This window comes from Dyella sp. (assembly GCF_051954575.1).
GTDB lineage: Bacteria > Pseudomonadota > Gammaproteobacteria > Xanthomonadales > Rhodanobacteraceae > Dyella_B.
In genome coordinates this window covers 19,518-39,260 of sequence record NZ_JBQCHP010000060.1, presented here as the reverse complement: position 1 = coordinate 39,260, position 19,743 = coordinate 19,518, and the positions used below count along the sequence as shown (strand labels likewise).

The following is a 19,743-nucleotide window of genomic DNA, read 5'->3' as shown; positions in this document are numbered from 1 at the left end:
TCGGTTTGTGTATCAGTGTTCGTCGGTGTTGCCGGTTGCGGTAGCAGCGATCGGGTGCTTTTTTCAGGGCATGGTGCTGTGGTTGTTGCCTGGTAACGAGTCTCGCAGCGGAACTTTTTCAGGAGCGTAGTCGCATGTCGGATCCCATCACGATCACTTCCTCCAAATGCGACAACCTGCTGTTTGTCAATATGGGCGCGGACGAGGAGCTGGGTGAGCTCTTTCGTTTTCACGTGCAGTTCGAAAGCGAGAACGCGAACATCGATTTGACCTCGTTGCTTGGTTCATCCATGACGGTCACGCTCACTACGGAAGACGGGTACGTACGCCATTTCAACGGCATGGTGTGCGAAGCGTCACAAACGGGCGTGGTGACGATCGAGTCGCTTACGTATGCGCAATATTCGGTCACCTTGGTGCCAAAGCCTTGGCTGCTTGGGCAGATCGTCGACTGCCGCATTTTTACCGATGCAACCGTGCCGGACATCATCAAGCAGTTGCTTTCCGAATCGGGCTATACCGATGTAAAGCTGAGCCTCTCCGGAAACTATGCCTCGCGCGACTATTGTGTACAGTATCGTGAAGATTGCCTCAGCTTTATCCATCGCCTGATGGAACAGGAAGGCATCTATTACTACTTCACCCATGATGAGAGCAAGCACACCATGGTGCTGGCCGATGGGGTGGGAGCGCATTCGGCCGCTGGCGATTTCAAAGTGGTGCCTTATGCCGCGAATGTGGACAGCGTGCTGCGAAGGGAAGCGACCATCGGCATGTTCGATGCGACGCGAGGCATGGATTCGGCCACCTTCAAGTTGACCGACTACAATCCGCTGTCGCCCAAAACAGCGTTACTCTCGTCCAACACCAGCGATGGTCATCAGCCTGAGAAGTCATACAGCGTCTTCGATTTTCCCGGTGCGCACAGCGAAGCAGGCGTCGGCCAGCACTATGCCACCGTGCGCGCCGAGGCGCATACCGCGTCGCAGTCGCAATACAGCGGGTTGACAGAAGCACCTGGTGCGCAGATCGGCAACCTCTTTACGCTTAGTCAATATCCTCGCAAGGAACTCAATCAGGAGTACCTGATCACGGGAACCAGCACTCATATACACGCTGGTGGCCATGCGTCGGGTGACGGGGGGGCCTTGGCTTTTCAATGTCGTTTTCGTGCGCTGGAAAGTCGCATTCCTTTCCGCAAAGAGGTCAAGACCGTAAAACCCACCATTGTCGGCCTGCAAACCGCCGTCGTCTGCGGCAGCAAAACGGACGAAGACATCGTGGTCGACAAGTACGGTCGTGTGCAGGTGACGTTCCACTGGAACAAGCCCGACAAACCCAAAGCGAAAAGCTCATGCCCGGTACGCGTCGCCACGCCATGGGCCGGCAAGAATTGGGGCGCCATCAGCATCCCGCGCGTGGGGCAGGAAGTGGTGGTGAGTTTTCTCGAGGGCGACCCGGATCGCCCGCTGATCATCGGCAGCGTCTACAACGGCGACAACCAGGTGCCGTACAGCCTGCCGGACAACAAGACGCAAAGCGGCATCAAGAGCCGCAGCCTGCTCGGCGGCACGGCGGATTTCAACGAGCTGCGCTTCGAAGACAAGAAGGGCAGCGAAGATTTCTTCATGCATGCGCAAAAGGACATGCACGAGGAAGTCGAGAACGATCACGTGGTGACCATCGACCACGATGAAACGGTCACCATCAAGAACGACCGCAAGGCGACGATCAGCAACAACGACACGATCGACGTCGGCAAGGTTTTCAAGCTCACCGCCGGCACGCAGATCGAGCTGACCACCGGTTCGTCGAGTATCATCATGAAGAGTTCCGGCGAGATCCAGATCACCGGCGTGAACATCACCATCACCGGCAATTCCTCGGTGAAGGTGGAGGGGCAGGTACAGGTTGGGATCAAGGCGGGGGCGACGATGGATATCGGCGCCGGCGCCAGCTTGAAAGTACATTCGGATGGCATGGTGGATGTGGAAGGCGCAGCCGCGACCAACGTGAAGGGCGCGATGGTCAGCGCCGGCGGCGATGCCATGACGAAGGTGGGCGGCGGCATCATCATGATCGGCTGAGCAGCGCCGGCCGGGTAGTGGGACAGAGGCAATCACAGGGATCGGGTAAAAGGGGAACCTGAGCATGTCGGTGGTTACGCAGGCTTCGACGCAAATGGGTTTGTCCGCTCCAGCCAGCGCTAGGCTGCGTCCGGACATGACGCCGCAGATGGCGGTGCAAACGCTGCTCGACGCCGGCGACACCCAGGACGCGCTCAAGCTTCTCGCACGCCTGTTGCCCAAGCGCTACGCGGTGGCGTGGCTGCTGCAATGCGCGCGTGATCAGCCGCTTGGCCTGGAAGACAAGGCCGGCGCATCGCTGGCCGAAAAGTGGGTGCGCGAGCCGAACGAAGACAACCGCCGCGCCGCGTACGAATTTGCGAATGCCGGTGGTTATCGCTCGTTGGGTGCATGGCTTGCGGCCGCTGCGGGCTGGTCAGGCGGCAGTCTGGCGCCGGCCACGCAGGAAACGCCGGTGCCGCCGGCCGAACATCTCACCGCGCGTGCCACCGTGGCAGCGATCAACCTGATGGCGGCGCTGGTGGAAGAGCAATTCCAGGCACGGCGCACTGCGTTTATCGAGCGCGCGATGAGCTTGCTCACCGCAAACGCAGACGCGCATCGTTAAGCAGGGCAGCAGATGGCACAGACACTCACCCTCGCAGTGCAAGGCCAGCAGGCGGCGCAGTTCGGCAGCCGCGCGCAGAAGAGCTTTCACGGCAAGGACGGCAGCATCGGGCGCTCGGAAGATTGCGACTGGGTGCTGAGCGCGGCCGGCGTTTCGCGCGTGCACGCGATGGTGCGCTTTCTCAACGGCATCTACTTCATCGAGGATCGCAGCACCAACGGCATGCTGCTCAATGGCACGCCGCTGATGCGCGGCGATCCGGCGGCGTTGAAGAACGGCGATCGCCTGCAGATCGATACCTTCGAAATCGCCGTGCGCATGGAGCAGGACAGCGAAACCATCGTGCAGCCCAGCGCGCCGATCCCGCAGTACGCGCCGGCGCCGGCGCCCGTGTCCGCGCCGGCTGCAGCGCCGCTTTCGTTCGGCAACGATCCGCTGGATTTCGGATTCCTCGATCCGTTGCCGCAAAACCCCGCGTCGTCACCGCGGCGTTCGCCAGTCGATAGCTTGATTCCGTCGCCGCATATTCCATCGCCGGGCAGCGACGATCTCGATCCGCTGAGCTTTCTCGATGCGCCGCTCAACGCGCCGGCGCCCGAGCCGATACCTGCGCCGAGCTGGAATCACACGGCGGGCGTCAACGATCACTTCCGGCCGCCCACCACCGACGTGCGCCGGCAGGCGAACGTGCTGCCGGAAAACTGGGACCTGACCACCGGCGATTTCGCGCCGCCCGCGCCGGCACCGGCACCGCCACCGGTTATGGAGCCGATCGTTGCACCCGCGCCACCGCCTCCGCCGGTTGCGGCGCCGGCACCCGTTGCAGCGCCTATCGCCAGCGCGGCCTTGGCGCCGGATGTCGAGCAGATCTTCCGCATCGTGGTCGATGGCGTGATGGACGTGCTGCGTGCACGCGCCGAGATCAAGAACACCTTCCGCCTGCCGGTCACGATCATCCAGCGTTCGGAAAACAACCCGCTGAAGTTTTCGCTCGGCACGGACGAGGCGGTACAGAAAATCCTCGGCCCCGCCAATCCCGGTTTTCTTTCCGGTACCGCTGCGTTCCAGGACGCGTTCGAAGACATTCGCTGCCATCAGATGGCCATGCTGGCCGGTGTGCGCGCGGGTTTCGAAGCGTTGCTGATGCATTTCAATCCGGATCGCTACGAGCACGAGGTGGATGGCGGCAAGCGTGCAGCGTTCGGTGCGAAAGGGCGCTACTGGGACAAATATCGCGACAATTTCGAAGGCTTGATGAAGAACCCGGACGATAGTTTTCGCAGGTTGTTCGGGGATGAGTTTGCGCGGGCGTATGAAGAGCAGTTGGCACGGTTGAAGGGGAATCGCCGCCATGATCGCTAACGTAGGTTGGGGTGCAAACCCCAACATCGCCATGCGTGCATGCGTCACGAAGTTGGGGTTTGCACCCCAACCTACAAAAGCTGCAAGACCGTAGACGGACCCGATACATGACGCAAAACAACAAAGTGGTGTGGAGCGAAGGCCTGTTCCTGCGGCCCCAGCATTTGCAGCAGCAGGAGCGCTACATGGAGCGCTTTGTCGAGCTGCGCGCCGGTGGCTTGCGGCCGTACGCATGGGGTTTCCACGAACTGGAACTGGAAGCGGACTTGCTGGCGATCGGCAAGCTCGGCATCAAGCGTGCGCGCGGCATCTTTCCGGACGGCACGCCGTTTTCCATGCCCAACGACGATCCGCTGCCGCCCGCGCTGGAAGTGGATCCGAACTGGCGCGACCAGACCGTCTATCTCACCTTGCCATTGCGTTCGCCCACGCAACCGGACAGCGGGCGTCCGGAAGCGCCGTCGGAAAAGCTGTTCCGTTTTCGCGTGCGCGAAGCGGAAGTGCGCGATGCGTCCGGCAGCGTCGACGGGCTCACCGTACTGGAAGTAGGCGGCATGAGCAGTCGCCTACTGCCGCAGTCGCAGCCGATGGAAGGCTTGGCGCATATTCCGCTGGCACGCATCGTGGAATGCCGCGCGGATCGGCGCGTGGTGCTGGATGAAACCTTCATGCCCACCGCGCAAAGCTGCCAGGCAGTGCCGCGGTTGGTGACCTTTCTTACCGAATTGCTTGGCCTGCTGCACCAGCGTGGCGAAGCGCTGGCCAGCCGCGTCGCGGTGACCGACCGCGGCGGTGCAGCGGAAATTGCGGATTTCCTGCTGCTGCAGGTGGTGAACCGCTATCAGCCGCTGATTGCGCATCTGGCCGCCACGCCGATCGCGCATCCGGAAGACCTGTATCGCATCGCCGTATCGATGGCCGGCGAGCTGGCTACATTCACCGCGCCCAGCAAGCGCGCGCAGGCGTTTCCGCCGTATCGGCACGAACTGCTGCGCGAATGTTTCGAGCCGGTGATCGTCGCGCTGCGCAACAGCCTGAGCGCGGTAATGGAACAGACCGCCACGCCGATTCCGCTGCAGCAGCGCAAGTTCGGCGTGTGGGTGGCGGTGGTGCCGGATCTCACCTTGCTCGACACCGCGGCGTTTGTGCTCGCGGCCAAGGCCGACATGAAGTCGGAAGACTTGCGCCGCCAATTGCCCGCGCAATCGAAGATCGGTCCGGTGGAAAAGATCCGCGACCTGGTCAACCTGCAATTGCCGGGCATCGCAGTGGCGCCCATGCCGGTGGCGCCCCGGCAGATTCCATACAACGCCGGCTTTCTGTATTTCGAATTCGACAAGAACTCGCAGATGTGGCGGATGCTGAAGACGTCCGGCGGCATCGCGTTCCACTTCGGCGAGGAATTCGCGGGGCTTGACCTGCAACTGTGGGCCATCAGGGGCGGAACATGAGCCATCAGCGCCCGCATCGGTATTTCGTAGGTTGGGATACAAACCCCAACGTCGGGATGTTGGCGTGCACGGCATGTTGGGGTTTGCACCTCAACCTACGAGTTCGGAGCATTGAGACATGAGCACCAACGGCCCCAACGACGATATGCGCGACGCCACCATCGTGCGTCCGCGTGGCGCGGCGCCTGCACCTGCCGCGCCACCGCCTGCGGCACCCGCACCGATGCCAGCGCGCGCACCGGTGTATGGCACCACCGCGGAAATCAACGCATTCCTGGAAGGTGGCGCCAACCCGCTGGTGCAGGCGGCCAGTCCCTTGCTGTTGTTGGCCGTGCAATTGCGCCATAGCGCGGTGCAGCCCGATGCGATGCATCTGCGCGAGCAGACGGTGGCGCAGATCCATCGCTTCGAACAACTGGCGCAGGCGGCAAACATTGCGCAACAGACGATCCTCGCCGCGCGCTACGTGCTGTGCACCATGCTCGACGAAGCGGTGCTCAATGCGCCCTGGGGCGAGCACAGCGGCTGGGCGCAGAAAACCCTGCTGGTCACGTTCCACAGCGAATCCTACGGCGGCGCAAAGTTTTTCCAGATTCTCGAGCGCCTGTGTGCGGATTTCGCCAAGCACATCGACCTGATCGAGCTGATGTACATCTGCCTGGCGCTCGGTTTCGCCGGCCGCTACCAGATCGAATCGGGCGGACGTGCCAAGCTGGCCGATATCCAGGAAGACCTGTACCGTCGCATCCAAGCGCAGCGCGCCAAGCCGGCAGATGAACTGGCACCGCATTGGCGTGGCATCGAAGACCGGCGCAATCCGTTGATCCGCTACGTGCCGCTGTGGGTGATCGCAGCAGCGGCAGCGGTGATATTGCTTGGCGCTTTTTTGTTTTTCTATACCCGGCTCAACAATGCGTCTTCGCCGATCAGTGCGCAGCTCGCACGCATCGGCCTGGAAAACGGCACGCCACCGGATAACGCCCATCAGCCGCAGCCTGCACGCAAGAGCCTCAAGCAATTGCTGTCGCCGGAAGAGCAGGCCGGTCAGCTCAGCGTGGACGAAAAGCCGGATGGTCAGGCGCTGGTGCGGCTTGCCGCTACCGGCATGTTCCCCTCCGGCGGTGTCGACGTGGGTGCCGACCAGATTCCCTTGCTGCACAAGATCACCGCGGCGCTCAACCAAGTGCAGGGGCGCGTGATCGTCGTCGGCCACACCGATGACCAACCGGTGCGCTCGCTGAAATACAAGGACAACTTCGAGCTGTCCGGCGCGCGTGCACGCAGCGTCGCGCAGATTCTGGGGCAGGGTCTGGACAACCCCGGCCGCATTGAATCCAGCGGCGCAGGTTCGTCGCAACCGATTGCGCTGCCGCCCGATACGCCCGACAACCGCACGCGTAACCGGCGCGTGGAAATCATGTTCATTCCGGAGAATTGAACTCGTGAAAATCCTGGCGTTGTTCAAATCCGGTTGGTTCATCGCGTTGGTCGGCATCCTGCTGCTGTCGGTACTGATCTGGTGGGGCGGTCCTTATTTAGGCATTGGCGATTCGCAACCGCTGGCCAGCCCGGTGGCGCGGTTGGTGCTGATCATCGTGATTCTTGCGGTGTGGGTGATCTGGCTGCAGGTTGCGCAGCTGCGTGCGCGCAACAAGACGGCGCAGATGTCCGGAGACCTGGCTTCGCAAGATGCCAAGCCGGCCGGTGGCGAGCGCGATGAGCGCAGCGCGGCCGAACGCACGCAATTGCAAAGCCGCTTCCAGGAGGCGGTCGATACACTGCGCAAGAGCAAGCGCGGCGGCAATCTCTACACCTTGCCCTGGTATGTGGTGATCGGCCCGCCGGGTTCGGGAAAAACTACGCTGCTGCAGAATTCCGGCCTCAATTTCCCGCTGTCCGATCGCTTCGGCAAACAGGCGCTGCGCGGCGTGGGCGGCACGCGCAATTGCGATTGGTGGTTTACCGACGAGGCAGTGTTCCTGGATACCGCCGGCCGCTATACCACGCAGGATTCGGACCAGGCCGCAGACTCATCAGCGTGGAGCGAATTCCTCAAGCTGCTGCGCAAATACCGCAAGCGCCGGCCGATCAACGGCGTGCTGATTGCGATGAGCATGTCCGACCTGCTTATGCTGGATCAAAATGGCATGCAGGATCACGTGCAGGCGGTGCGCCGGCGCCTGGACGAGCTGGCCACCGAATTACGCATCGGTGTGCCGGTGTACATGGTGCTGACCAAGTGCGACCTGATCGCCGGCTTCAGCGAATTCTTCGACGATCTCAGCCCGGAACTGCGCAGTCAGGTGTGGGGCATGTCGTTCCCGGTCGAGCAGACCATGAACGGCACGGCCGCGAAACAGTTCGCCAGCGAATTCGAGCTGCTGTTGAATCGCCTGCATACCCGCATTCTTGGCCGGTTGCATGCGGAGCGCGATCCGAACCGGCGCGCGGCGATTCTTTCTTTCCCGCAACAGCTCGGCGCCTTGCGCGAAACGCTGCGCCAGTTCATCGAAGGCGTGTTCACCGGCTATGCCTACGGCACGCCGCCGTTGTTGCGCGGCGTGTATCTCACCTCCGGCACGCAGGAAGGCACCCCGATCGATCGCATGATGGCGGCGGTGGCGCGCACCTTCGGTCTGGACGCCGCGCAAGTGCACGCGCCCGGCGTACAGCAGCGCACGTTCTTCGTGGAACGCCTGTTGAAAGACGTGCTGTTCCGCGAATCTGGATTCGCCGGCACCAATCCCAAGCTGGAACGGCAGAAGATCTTGCTGCAGGCCGCCTCGTACCTGGGCGTGCTGGTAGTGACGGTCTTGCTGCTGGCCGGCTTTGCCGAAAGCTATAGCCGCAACAGCACCTACCTCGGGCAGGTGAGCGATGCGCTGAAGGGGTATCCGGCCACCAGTGATGTGTCCGACGCCACCTCGCAGAAGGATTATTTCGCGCGCGTGCTGTCGCGCCTGGAAGGTCTGTCCGGCGTGCAGGACGTGGCGCAGCAATACAAGGGCGACGTGCCCTTGTCGATGCGCTTCGGTTTGTATCAGGGCCATGCGGTCGGCGATGAAGTACACGGTGCCTACCTGCGCGAACTCAATGGCCTGTTGCTGCCGGGTGTGGCTTCGCAGTTCCGCACCGGCTTGACCAGCAGCGCCAGCGATCCGCAAGCGCTGTATTACTACCTCAAGGGTTACCTGATGCTGGGCGAACCCCAGCATCAGAATGCCGATCAGCTTGTCGCGCTCACCGATATCGAATGGCGCAAGATTTTCCCGGAAGATTCGGTGCTGCAGAAGGCGCTCGACAAGCATTTCCACGCGCTGGTCGGTGAGCCGGGACAGCTGCGCGCCATCCATCTGGATGATGCGATGGTGGAGCAGGCGCGCAGCACATTGCGCACGGCGGATCTGTCCACGCTGATCTACGGCAGCATGAAGCTCGACGCGGACAGCGCCGACAATCCGCCGTTGCATCTGGATAAGGAGCTGGGCCTGCTCGGCAATGTATTCCGCCGCCGCAGCGGTGCACCTTTGTCCGAACCTATCCCTGCGCTTTACACGCAGCTGGCATTCGCGCAGCAGGTAAACAAGGGTATCGAACAGGCGGTGAAGCAGTTCACGCAGGACGACTGGGTGTTCGGCAGCGGCAAGATCGATGCCATCGGCCAGGCCAAGCTCGCGCAGCAGGTGCTGGCGCTGTACCAGACCGACTACATCAAGGTGTGGGACGACCTGCTCAACGATCTGCAACTGCAGCCGATCGCCAACATCCAGGACGCCAGCGCGATCGCGGCCAAGCTGTCCGGTCCCAGCTCGCCGCTGAAATCGCTGCTGGCGCTGGTGCGCGACAACACGCACGATCTGATGCGCGCGCCACCGGCTACCGATGCCGACAAGGCGGAAGGCGCACTGAAGAAAGTCGCCGAAAAGCGTGCCGAACAGACCGCGGTGATGCGCGCGCTGGCCAATGCCGGCGTCAAGGCTGGCGAGGGTGGCGAGAAGAGCGCCGCCAAGCCGGGCGATGCGATCAGCGCGCACTTCGATACGCTCGACAAACTGACCGAAGGCGCGCCGGGCAGCACGCCGATCGATCACACGCTGAGCGTGCTCGACCAGCTCAGCAAGACCTTGCTGACCATGAGCGATTTCAGCAATGCCGCTGGCCAGCCGAATCCGCAATTGCTGATGGCGCAGCAGGAAGCCGCGCAGTTGCCGCAGCCCGTAACCGGCTGGGTCGCCGCCTTGACCGGCAAGAGCGAAGCGCTGGTCGCCACCGGCACCTCCGGCGCCCTGGGCGATGCCTTCCAGCAGGCGGTGGCCAAGGATTGCGGCAGTTTTACGCGCGGACGTTTTCCGTTCTCGCCGAACAGCGCGTCGGATATTCCGGTGCAGAACTTCGGCGAGCTGTTCGGCTACGGCGGCCGCTTCGACAGCTTCTACAAGCAGACGCTGGATAAATTGGTCGACGCCAGCGGCGCCACCTGGAAATGGAAGAGCGGCCCCGGCGCGGTCAGCGGTTCGCCCGGCATGCTGGCGCAGATGCAACTGGCCGACGCCATCAAGCAGATGTATTTCCGCAACAATGGTGCCACGCCGGAAGTGGATTTCACCCTGGTGGCGCCATCGCTGGATGCGGGCATCGGCAAGTTCGCCATGACCGTCGATGGGCAGAAGTTCGAATACCAGCCCGGCGGCGTGAGCAGCGCCGGCATGAAGTGGCCTGGTCCGCAGCCCGGCCATGTGACGATTTCCGCGTGGGATACCAGCGGCAATCTGCTCAGCACCTTCGACTACCAGGGCGACTGGGCGTTCTTCCACGCGCTGCAGGCCGCCAACCTGCAGCGGCAATCGGACTTGCGTTATCTGGCCAGCTTCAACTTCGGCGGCCACGTCGCCAAGCTCACCGTGCAGGCCGATAACCTGAAGAACCCCTTCCTCAATAACGCCGTGCAGCGTTTCCGGTGCGGAGGTTAGTCGAGCATGGCGACAGGGGCGGCGGGTTTCTTCGGCAAACTTCCAGGCGCGGGCGATTTCGTCCAGCGGCGCTTGCCGTCGCCGTTCGTCGACGCCTGGGACCAGCATTTCGAGCGCGCGGTAAACGAAAGCAAGCTCGCGCTGGGCGATGCCTGGCAGCACGCGTATCGCAGCAGCCCGACGTGGCGTTTCGTGTTGTCGCCGGGCGTGTGCACCAGTGCGGCGTGGGTAGGCGTGATGGGGCCGGCCAACGATCGCGTCGGCCGCAGCTTTCCGATGGTGATCGCCACGCCGCTGGATGATGCCTGGGGCATGGTGCGCGACGGTGATGCCTGGTTCGGCGCGATCGAGCACGCGCATACATGCGCGCAAGCCCAGGCGCTGAGTGTGGAAGCGTTCGATGCGCAACTGCTCGCGCTGGCCGACATGCCGATGATGACGCCCAATCACACGCATGTGCACGGCGTGGAGCATGTCGCCTGGTACAACGCGATGCAGTGGCGGTTGCCGTTGCCGCGCGTGCGCACGGACGGCGAATTTCTTGCCGATCTGTGGAACCGCGTCAGCGCCAGCGGCAGCGGCTGGTGTTTGTGGTGGACGCAAGGCGCCGGCCACGTGCCGCCCAGCGTGCTGGTGACGCGCGGCCTGCCGCAGCCTTCGGCGTATGCGGGTTTTCTCGATGCGCGCCACGCCGATGAAGGCTGGCAGTCGCTGGGCGTGTTCGAAACGCCGGCGCACGCGCATCCGCATGCCGCGCATGTCTCGGTGGCGCCGCACGTCGCCGCGCCGGCGCCGCGCAACGTGCTGCCGGATGACTTGAGCGAACTGTTTGCCGATCTCACGCCATCGGTATCGATGGCAGTGGCGTCCGGCACGACGAGCGAAACCGAAACGAAGGTAAACGGCAGCAGCGCCGCCACGGTGTATCGCGGCGATGTTGCGTTGGCGCTGGTCGCCGCCGATGAAGGCAGTCCCGATCCGCGCCGCCAGGCTGCTGCCGCCGCCAGCAAGGTAGCGCACGAACTGGAGGCGGATCATCTCAATGGCGGTCTGCAGACGCTGCGCCAACGCCTGCTTGCATTGCATCCCTCGTTGCGCGAACGCAGCGAAGACCTGATCAATCCCATTCCCGAAGACGGTTCGGTAATCGCCGTGCGCATTACCCAGCGCTGGGCCAACCTGCTGCGCATCGGCACGGCGTCTGCATGGCACTGGCGCCGTGGCAGCCTGCAGCCGCTGTTCGCCACCGGCCCTGCGGCGACGGAACAAGGCAATGCCCTCGGCGGCGAATTCGACGATTTGCTGTTTACGCGCGCCGCACCGGTGGCCTCCGGCCTGGGCGGCCCGACCGAACCCTTGTGCGATGAAGTGGTGTGCGCGGTGGAAGAGGGCGATCGCCTGCTGCTGGTAGTGACGCAAAGCCTGGTGCAGCTGCCGCCCGATGTGTACGCACGAGCACTGGCGATGCCTTCCTGCGACGACGCGCGTGCGCGCATCGCCGACGCCGCCGGGCTGGGCAGCGAACCGGCGCACTGGCCGCTGGCCGTGATCGAGGTGACTGCATGACGCTACGCTACGAATCCGTCGGCCATACCGACACCGGCAAGGTTCGCGCGCACAACGAAGACGCGGTGCTGGTGCGCGAAGACGTCGGCATGTGGGTGGTGGCCGATGGCCTGGGCGGCCACTCCGCCGGCGACTATGCCAGCAACATGATCGTGGAACGCCTGCGCGCGCTGCCGCGCCCGGGCAGCGTGTTCGATTTCGTCGAATCGATCGAAGACACGCTGGTGCAGGTCAACGCCGACCTGCGCCGCACCGCGCAGGAACGCAACGTGGACGTGATCGGTTCCACCGTGGTGGTGCTGGTGCACGACAAGGATTTCATGCTGTGCGGCTGGGTCGGCGACAGCCGCGCGTATTGCTTCGAAGACGGCCGCCTGCAGCAGATCACGCGCGATCACGTGCATGGCCTGAAAAACGATGTAACCCAGATCGGCCAGGCGCAACCGGCGGGTGCAGGCGTGCTCACGCGTGCGATCGGTGCGGAAGAAACGTTGTACGTGGATTGGGTGGTGGCCGGCAGTCGCCCAGGCATGGCGTTTCTGCTTTGCACCGATGGCGTCAACAAGGAACTGTCGGATGCAGAGCTGGACGCGGAATGCCGCGCGCATGCCGATCCGCAGATATTGCTGGCGAGGTTGTTCGAGCTGTCTTTGAATCGCGCCGGTCGCGACAATATTTCTGCCGTGATCGTGCGGTTGAAGGATTAGGTGTTGATGTCTATGACTTGTTCAATTGTGCCGAAACAGCCCCCTCTCCCCTCCGGGGAGAGGGTAGGGGTGAAGGGAAAAGGCTTGCCCGAAAACACACAAATACAGGCGAGCCTTGGCTCTTTTCCTATCTGGCGGGCAACCAACTTCCGGCAAGATTGGCCCCTCACCCCAGCCCTCTCCCCGAAGGGGAGAGGAAGCCACATCGCGCAAAGCAGGGTTGATCGCAACCTATGACCCTGCTCGCCGACCTCATCGACGACTTCAACGCGCGTCACCGCAAGCTGCCGGAACTGTTCGAAGCGCTGGGCGAGCGCGGCCCGCAGACGGAAGAGGATTACCTTGCCGATGTAGCGCTGCTCGAACGTACGCTGGAAGAGGGTACGCTCTCGCCCGACATCGCACGCGCACTGATCGCCAAGCTGCATGCAGTGCAGAAGCCCGCCATCGCACCATCCAACGACGCCACCGTGGTCAAGCCGCCCACGCCGGCACAACCGGTGTTCGAATCGGAAGTCACGCAGGTAAAACCCGCGGCGATACCGGCCGCCACCGACGCCGAAGCCACCGTGGTGAAGCCGGCGTCGGGACCTTCGTCAACCGGCCCCACGCATACCGAACAAAGCACCGGCAACTCCAGTTCCAACCGCGACACCTGGCAGCGCATCGCGCAGGTGGAAAGCAGCGAATACGCCACGGTCGGCATGCTGCTCAAAGGGCGCTTCCTGCTGGAGCGGGAAGTCGGCCGCGGCGGCATGGGTGTGGTGTTCCTGGCGCGCGACGAGCGCAAGGTGGAAGCGCGCGACCGCGATCCCTACGTCGCGGTAAAAGTGCTGAACGATGAATTCCGCCGCCATCCCGATTCGCTGATCGCGTTGCAGCGCGAAGCACGCCGCTCGCAGTTGCTGGCTCACGACAACATCGTGCGCGTGTTCGACTTCGACAAGGACGGCACCATCGTTTTCATGACGATGGAATACGTCGACGGCCAGGACCTGAAGGCGCTTATCCGCGAAAAAGCCTTCAACGGCATGCCGCTGACGCAGGCGCGACCGTTGATCGAAGGCATGGCCTGGGCGCTCAAGCGCGCGCACAGCGCCGGCGTGGTCCACTCGGACTTCAAGCCCGGCAACGTGATGGTGACGCGCGATGGCATGCCGAAGGTATTCGATTTCGGTATCGCCCGCGCGGGTAAACATGCCGCCGATGCGTCCGGCGAACAGACCCTGTTCGATGCCGGCACGCTCGGCGCGCTCACACCGGCGTATGCCAGCCTGGAAATGATCCAGGGCAAGGAGCCCACGCCCAGCGACGATATCTATGCCTTGGGCTGCGTCGCGTTCGAACTGCTCACCGGCAAGCATCCGTTCGACAAGGTCAGCGCGGAAGTGGCCCAGCGCGAAGGGCGTAAGCCGCCGCCGGTGCCGGGCCTCACCAAGCGCCAATACAAGGCGTTGTGCGATGCAGTCGCGTTTCATGGCGAGCAACGCCTGAAAAACGCGGTGGAACTGGTGGAAGGCCTGCGCGAGCTGAGCCTGCGCGAGCGCGTTGGCCCGCAACTGGCTTACGGCGGCGGTGCGCTGGTGTTGCTGGTCGGCGCCGGCTGGGGACTGACGTATTACATGCATAACCAGCATGTGGCGAACATCGTCGGCCGCTTCTTGCTCAATGCACCCGATCACTACAGCAACGAAGACCAGGCCGCCCAGGCGCTGAACGGCCTGAGCGACGACGAACGCAAGCGCATCGTGCTCGACCAGGGCGATGCGATCCAGAGTTACCTGCTCAGCCGCATCGACACTTACTGGAACCCGGCGCAGAACCGCTACGACTACGCCGGCACGCAGCACGTGTTCCAGTTGCGTGATCAGTTGAAGCTCTATTCGCCCACGCTTGATGCCAAACGCAGCGCGATCGAAACGCAAAAGAACGAGCTGCTCAACACGCTCGATACGCAACTCACGCAGCGCATCGATGCCGGCGCGATCTTCGAGAACCAGCCGGAAAACGCGGTGGAAACGCTGGCCAAGATCCGCGCCATCGATCCGCACAGCGCCTTGCTGAAAAACGCCGAGCTGGAACTGAAGTACGACATCGCCATCGGCCATGCCGTCAGCGCCAACCGCATCGACGAAGCCAGGGCCGATCTGGCGCTGGCCATGCGGCTGTTTCCGGATTCGCAACGCCTGAAGCTGCGCGAATCGCAACTGGCCGGCATGAACGCGACGCAGGCGGTCGCGGCTACACCCACGCAGAATTTGCCGGAAGCGCGCAAGACACTGGCGAACCTGATCGCGGCGCCGGCCATGAGCGCGGAATGGCACCAATCCGTCAGCAACGCGCTGAGTGCGCTGCACAGCGACAATTCGCCCGATACGCGCAAGCTGGTCGACAACCTCGCCAGCGTCATCGCCGCCGAAGCCGGCAAGCAGACCGATCCGCTGCAACTGCAGCAGGCCAGCAACCTGGTCAACCTCGGTTTGCAATACGCACCGCAATCGAGCGCGTTGCGTGCGCAGCGCAGCCGCCTGGATACGTTGCAGCAACAACAGGAGGCGCAACTCAACCAGGAGAGCGCCGCGGCCGAAGTGACCGCGCGCATCGAATCGCTCAAGCGCGCTGCGGCCGCCAACGATATCGGCAAGGCAGAAGAGTCGCTGGCGCGCATCCGCACGCTGCAGCCGGGCAATGCATTCCTGAGCGAGGAGGGGCCGCAATTGCTGGCTGGCGCCTATCTGCGGCAAGCGGATGCATCGATCCAGCGTGGCCGTTACCAGTTCGCATCGGATCTGCTGGCCAAGGGCATCAAGACCCTGGGCAACCGCAGCGAGCTGCGCAACGCCAAGCAGCGCGACGACTTGCTTGTGGCGGTGATGAACGCGCGCGGCAAGCCAGTGGCCGCCGCGGATCTGGATCGGATGAAGAAACAGTTGGCCGATGCACGCAAGGCCGATCCGGATGGCTTGAAGCAACTGGAAGCCGACCTGAAACAACGCGGCCAGTTGCAAGGCACGCTGGCCGATCTTCTCAACAGTATGCAGCCGAGCGAAGTTGCGACCGCCACGCCGACGCCAGCGACGCCCACACAATCCAACGCTGTTGCGACATCGGGACAACCGACCTCCGGCGCCACCACAAAAACCGGCACAAACGGCAAGACCACGGTATCCACCAACAACGCGACGACCGCAGCCAACGCCGCTACGCCGGCAGGCCCCAGCACTGATCCCTGCAACCAACCGGACCTAATCGGCAAGGGCAAGGTCTGCTTCGATGCATTGGGCCAGCGCCGCGGCCCTTCGCTGGTGGTGGTTCCCGGCGTCAACGGCGGCAAACCGTATGCGGTGTCGCGCGCGGAAATCACGGTGGGCGAATTCAACCGCTTCTGCAGCGCTACCGGGCAATGCTCGGCCAAGCCGGTGGATGATCCGGACGGCAGCAGCCTGCCGATCAGCAACATCAGCCTGGCGCAGGCCAGGGCGTATACGGCGTGGCTGAGCTCGGCCAGCGGCGGTTACGTCTATCGACTGCCCAGCGATGCGGAATGGACGCACGCTGCCAAGGCCGGTGGAAGCTGGTCGCAGGCGTCCGACAGCAATTGCATTCCACCCACGGCCGGCAGCGGCGACAGCACCGCCACGCCCATCTCGGCACGCGGGCGCGAAGCCAATCCATGGGGCTTGGTGAACATGACGGGTAACGTATGGGAATGGGTCACCGCCGGCGGCGGCGTGGCGGTACGCGGCGGCAGCTTCAACAGCTACTGGTCCGATTGCAACGTGAACGCTCGTCGCGACGATAGCGGCGCTGCGCAAAAAGACGTGGGCTTCCGCGTGCTGAGGGAGCTCAAATGAACGAGCGCGAACGCCATATCAACCAAAGCCTGCACGCACTCGACGACGCGCACCGCCTGGGCCGCATCAGCCGCGAGGAATACCGGTCGCGCCGCCGTCATCTGCTGGGCGCATTATTGGAAAGCCACGTGGTCACCGCACGCAATGCGATCGTGCGGCCGGCGCCGGGTTCGCATGAACGTGCGACGGTGCCGGAAGGCGACGTGTTGCCCGGCTTGTTTCCGCCGCGGCATGCCGCGCGGAAATGGATGGTAGCGGCGGTGGTTGGCGTATTGCTGTGCGCAGTGGTTCTGTACGTGGTGTTGCGACATGGCGCGTAGGTTGGGGTGCAAAACCCAACGTCTCGAACTCGCAATCATGGCGGTGTTGGGGTTTGCACCCCAACCTACAAAAACCGTCGCGCAAAGCAAAAGTAATGCCGCAAAAACGCTGAATTTTTGTATCGCTCCTGTTCAAAACATGCCTATCGACAAGTACAAAGGGCTGCTCGAGGAGCTTGCTCTCAAGGCGGCTCGCGTATTCAAGAAAGAAGGAAAGATAGCGTGAGACAGATCGAACTATCGCTGGTTGCCGGCGAGGCACAACTCATCCTCGAGGCCCTCGCAGAACTGGACTCCAAGTGGGCCCATATCTGTGAAACGTCGAAGGACGAAGATGAAGTCGCCGACTACGGCAACGACCTTATTGCACTACGACTGTTGGCCAATAAGGTCAAAGAGGCCGCTGTTCCTGTATTTGGAGCGGGTGTCACCAACTTCTCACGTACGCCCCTCTAATGCGTAGGTTGGGGTGCAAACCCCAACATCGTGAGCTCGCAGGCATGGCGGCGTTGGGGTTTGCACCCCAACCTACAAAAACCGTCGCGCAAAGCAAAAGTAATGCCGCCAAAACGCTGAGAAAACGAAAAATGCAACTTGGAACGCACTATCGAATGGAGGCATCATAGGCAGGTTCACGCCGCGCCAGGCTGGCCGGCGGACAGGGGACAAACGGACGCACCGAAGTACGGCGTGCGTACCGCAGCAGGGGTTCCGTTTTTAAAACCACAAAGTTGATCGAAGGGAGCGCGTCAGCGTTCTCGCGATCCATATACACCACCGCGTTTCGATTCAGAGGATACGTATCGTGCGGATTGCATGCATGGCAGCAGCATTGGCTTTGGCATTGAGTGGCGGCAGGGCATGGGCGCAAGGTGGCGCTCCAGCGGCGCCGCAAAACATCCTGGTAAGCGGGGTACCGGCATCGTCGCCGGATATCCAGAAAATCGTCGACGGTGAATATCAAAAGGCGATGGCCGCGGCCGGCCACGCGACCGCGCTCGATCATGCGCAGTTGCAGGCATTGGCCGAGCGCATCACGGCGGCGTTGAACAAGGCGGGCTACCCGCAGGCGCATGCCTATCTGGCGGACCAGTTCGCCACCTACAGTTTTGGTGCAGGCGCGAACGCGGCAAGCAGCAATGCCGAAGCCGCCGCCAGCGCGGTGCCCGCGGCTTCTGCATCGGGCAGCGCCGCACTGGCATCCGCGCCCAGCGAAAGCGGCGTGGTGCCGCCGGTGAAAGAACGCGAAGGCAGTGCTGCCGCGCAGCGCATCGCCGTGCGCGGTTTCCGCGTGGACGGGGTGGGCGATCATCCCGATTCCGGCATCACCTTCGACAGCATCCAAGGTATGGCCGATGCGGAGTACAAGAAGCTCGGCGGCAGCGCCGATCAGCCGGCGCAACTCACCTTTGCGCAAATGCAGGGCGTGGCCGACAAGATCACGGAGCGCTACCGCCAGGCCGGCTTCATCGTGGCCAATGCGTTCCTGCCGGCACAGACGATCGGCACCGACCAGAAAATCCAGATCCAGATTCTGGAAGGCCGCGTCGGTCGTATCATCGTCAAGGGCAATAAGCGCTATTACGCCAGCGTGATCGCTGCGCCCGCGCAGCAATTGAAAGGCGAGCCGCTGCAGAAGAGCACAGTGGATTCGGCCTTGCTGTATGTGCGCGACCTGCCGGGCGTAACGGTGGCGTCCACCTTCCAGCCTGGCCGGCAAACCGGCGATACCGACCTGATCATGGTGGCGCGCGAGGCGCGTATTCCGTTCACCTTCACCACCGGCGCGGACAACTACGGCACGCCGCTTACCGGACGCTATCGCGCACAAGCCGGCATGACCTGGAACAGCCCCCTGGGCATCGGCGATTCGCTATCGGCCAATGCCAACTACGCGCTCGATCCGAACCAGAACGCCTACGGTTCGCTCAACTACACCGCGCCGCTGGTGGTGGTACCGGGCATGAACGTCACGGTGGGCGGCTCGCGCAGCGAATTGCAGATCAATTCCGATGGCTTTGCGGCACTGAAGGTGCGTGGACCGACCACGCAGTACTACGCCGGCAGCGATTGGAAATTCCTCAACACCGACGACATGAAGATGCAGGCATCGCTGCATGGCATTCGGGAACAATCCAAGCTGAGCACGCAAGGGCTGCAGCTGTCTAACGAGAAGTTCAACCTGCTCGAACTCGCCTATGCGATGAACCACACCGACCGCCGCTTCCACGGCGTGGACCTGTTGCAGGTGAGCGTGCGCAAGTCGCTCTCCGACCAATCGCACGAACCGGATCTGGTCAGCCCCAATCACGCACACGATTTCACCGTGGCGAAGATCGGCTACACGCGCCTGCAGTTCCTGACGCAGGCGCAGCGCTTGTACTTCAAGTTCAACGGCCAATGGACGCCGGATGCGCTGGTGCCGATGGAGCAGTTCGTGATCGGCGGCCCGGACAGCGTGCGCGCCTATCCGATTGCCGACGGCTTGATGGATCGCGGCTATTACACCTCGGTGGAATACCACGTGGACGCGCCGGGCTTCGGCAACGTCACCTCGCCGTTCTTCGCCAGGCCATGGCGCGAACTGCTGGAAGTGGAAACCTTCTTCGACTATGCGCGCGGTTTTGCCGCCGGCGCGGACCTGCACAACAACACGCCGCCGATCAGCTTCAGCGGTTGGGGCGCCGGTTTCATTTTCCGCATACCGCAGTTCCACCATTTCGAATTCCATCTGGACGGTGCGATTCCGCTGGGTAGCCAGCAGGCATCGGATCGGCACGGATACCACGTATACGGACGTATGGGCTTGACGTTTTGAG

Annotated in this window: 13 protein-coding genes; all 13 read left to right on the top strand. The window is 62.9% G+C overall.

Going from position 1 to position 19,743, the window contains the following annotated elements; translation table 11 throughout:
* Window positions 1-134: 134 nt before the first annotated feature.
* The 13 genes from ACTHNE_RS08180 (at window position 135) to ACTHNE_RS08120 (ending at window position 19,742) form a co-directional block, all read left to right on the top strand.
* Window positions 135-2,087, top strand: a complete 1,953-nt coding sequence (locus ACTHNE_RS08180; RefSeq protein WP_324938655.1) for a type VI secretion system Vgr family protein — start codon at window positions 135-137, stop codon at window positions 2,085-2,087.
* Window positions 2,088-2,151: 64 nt separating this feature from the next.
* On the top strand, window positions 2,152-2,694 hold the full coding sequence (locus tag ACTHNE_RS08175; protein ID WP_324938657.1) for a DUF6931 family protein: 543 nt from the start codon (window positions 2,152-2,154) through the stop codon (window positions 2,692-2,694).
* Window positions 2,695-2,706: 12 nt separating this feature from the next.
* Window positions 2,707-4,056: a type VI secretion system-associated FHA domain protein TagH gene (gene tagH, locus ACTHNE_RS08170; RefSeq protein ID WP_440268990.1), complete on the top strand. Its 1,350-nt coding sequence runs from the start codon at window positions 2,707-2,709 to the stop codon at window positions 4,054-4,056.
* Window positions 4,057-4,163: 107 nt separating this feature from the next.
* Window positions 4,164-5,507, top strand: coding sequence for a type VI secretion system baseplate subunit TssK (gene tssK, locus ACTHNE_RS08165; RefSeq protein WP_440268989.1), 1,344 nt, complete (start codon window positions 4,164-4,166; stop codon window positions 5,505-5,507).
* A 145-nt stretch (window positions 5,508-5,652) separates the two neighbouring features.
* Entirely contained in the window at window positions 5,653-6,945 is a 1,293-nt protein-coding gene (icmH, locus tag ACTHNE_RS08160; protein ID WP_440269001.1) for a type IVB secretion system protein IcmH/DotU, read from the top strand.
* Window positions 6,941-10,477: a type VI secretion system membrane subunit TssM gene (gene tssM, locus ACTHNE_RS08155; protein WP_440269000.1), complete on the top strand. Its 3,537-nt coding sequence runs from the start codon at window positions 6,941-6,943 to the stop codon at window positions 10,475-10,477. The genes icmH and tssM overlap by 5 nt, the downstream gene beginning before the upstream one ends.
* A gap of 6 nt (window positions 10,478-10,483) precedes the next feature.
* A complete protein-coding gene (tagF, locus tag ACTHNE_RS08150) occupies window positions 10,484-12,043 on the top strand; it encodes a type VI secretion system-associated protein TagF (RefSeq protein ID WP_440268988.1) in 1,560 nt (519 codons plus the stop codon).
* Window positions 12,040-12,750 carry a PP2C family protein-serine/threonine phosphatase gene (locus tag ACTHNE_RS08145; RefSeq protein WP_324947540.1) on the top strand — a complete coding sequence of 237 codons (711 nt, stop codon included), beginning with the start codon at window positions 12,040-12,042 and terminating at the stop codon, window positions 12,748-12,750. The genes tagF and ACTHNE_RS08145 overlap by 4 nt, the downstream gene beginning before the upstream one ends.
* Before the next feature lie 233 nt (window positions 12,751-12,983).
* Window positions 12,984-16,604, top strand: a complete 3,621-nt coding sequence (locus ACTHNE_RS08140; protein ID WP_440268987.1) for a protein kinase domain-containing protein — start codon at window positions 12,984-12,986, stop codon at window positions 16,602-16,604.
* The gene (locus ACTHNE_RS08135; protein ID WP_440268986.1) at window positions 16,601-16,924 is read left to right on the top strand and encodes a hypothetical protein; all 324 of its coding nucleotides are present in this window, start codon (window positions 16,601-16,603) and stop codon (window positions 16,922-16,924) included. The genes ACTHNE_RS08140 and ACTHNE_RS08135 overlap by 4 nt, the downstream gene beginning before the upstream one ends.
* A complete protein-coding gene (locus ACTHNE_RS08130) occupies window positions 16,914-17,150 on the top strand; it encodes a hypothetical protein (RefSeq protein WP_440268985.1) in 237 nt (78 codons plus the stop codon). Before ACTHNE_RS08135 ends, ACTHNE_RS08130 begins: the two co-directional genes overlap by 11 nt.
* Window positions 17,147-17,380: a hypothetical protein gene (locus ACTHNE_RS08125; RefSeq protein WP_440268984.1), complete on the top strand. Its 234-nt coding sequence runs from the start codon at window positions 17,147-17,149 to the stop codon at window positions 17,378-17,380. The genes ACTHNE_RS08130 and ACTHNE_RS08125 overlap by 4 nt, the downstream gene beginning before the upstream one ends.
* 364 nt (window positions 17,381-17,744) lie before the next feature.
* Window positions 17,745-19,742, top strand: coding sequence for a ShlB/FhaC/HecB family hemolysin secretion/activation protein (locus ACTHNE_RS08120; RefSeq protein ID WP_440268983.1), 1,998 nt, complete (start codon window positions 17,745-17,747; stop codon window positions 19,740-19,742).
* The last annotated feature ends 1 nt before the right edge of the window (window position 19,743 follow it).

What these genes read in the sequence shown, in the direction of transcription:
- ACTHNE_RS08180 (WP_324938655.1), top strand. Translation starts at nt 135, where the DNA reads ATGTCGGATCCCATCACGATCACTTCCTCCAAATGCGACAACCTGCTG.
- ACTHNE_RS08175 (WP_324938657.1), top strand. Translation starts at nt 2,152, where the DNA reads ATGTCGGTGGTTACGCAGGCTTCGACGCAAATGGGTTTGTCCGCTCCA.
- tagH (WP_440268990.1), top strand. Translation starts at nt 2,707, where the DNA reads ATGGCACAGACACTCACCCTCGCAGTGCAAGGCCAGCAGGCGGCGCAG.
- tssK (WP_440268989.1), top strand. Translation starts at nt 4,164, where the DNA reads ATGACGCAAAACAACAAAGTGGTGTGGAGCGAAGGCCTGTTCCTGCGG.
- icmH (WP_440269001.1), top strand. Translation starts at nt 5,653, where the DNA reads ATGCGCGACGCCACCATCGTGCGTCCGCGTGGCGCGGCGCCTGCACCT.
- tagF (WP_440268988.1), top strand. Translation starts at nt 10,484, where the DNA reads ATGGCGACAGGGGCGGCGGGTTTCTTCGGCAAACTTCCAGGCGCGGGC.
- ACTHNE_RS08145 (WP_324947540.1), top strand. Translation starts at nt 12,040, where the DNA reads ATGACGCTACGCTACGAATCCGTCGGCCATACCGACACCGGCAAGGTT.
- ACTHNE_RS08140 (WP_440268987.1), top strand. Translation starts at nt 12,984, where the DNA reads ATGACCCTGCTCGCCGACCTCATCGACGACTTCAACGCGCGTCACCGC.
- ACTHNE_RS08135 (WP_440268986.1), top strand. Translation starts at nt 16,601, where the DNA reads ATGAACGAGCGCGAACGCCATATCAACCAAAGCCTGCACGCACTCGAC.
- ACTHNE_RS08130 (WP_440268985.1), top strand. Translation starts at nt 16,914, where the DNA reads ATGGCGCGTAGGTTGGGGTGCAAAACCCAACGTCTCGAACTCGCAATC.
- ACTHNE_RS08120 (WP_440268983.1), top strand. Translation starts at nt 17,745, where the DNA reads ATGGCAGCAGCATTGGCTTTGGCATTGAGTGGCGGCAGGGCATGGGCG.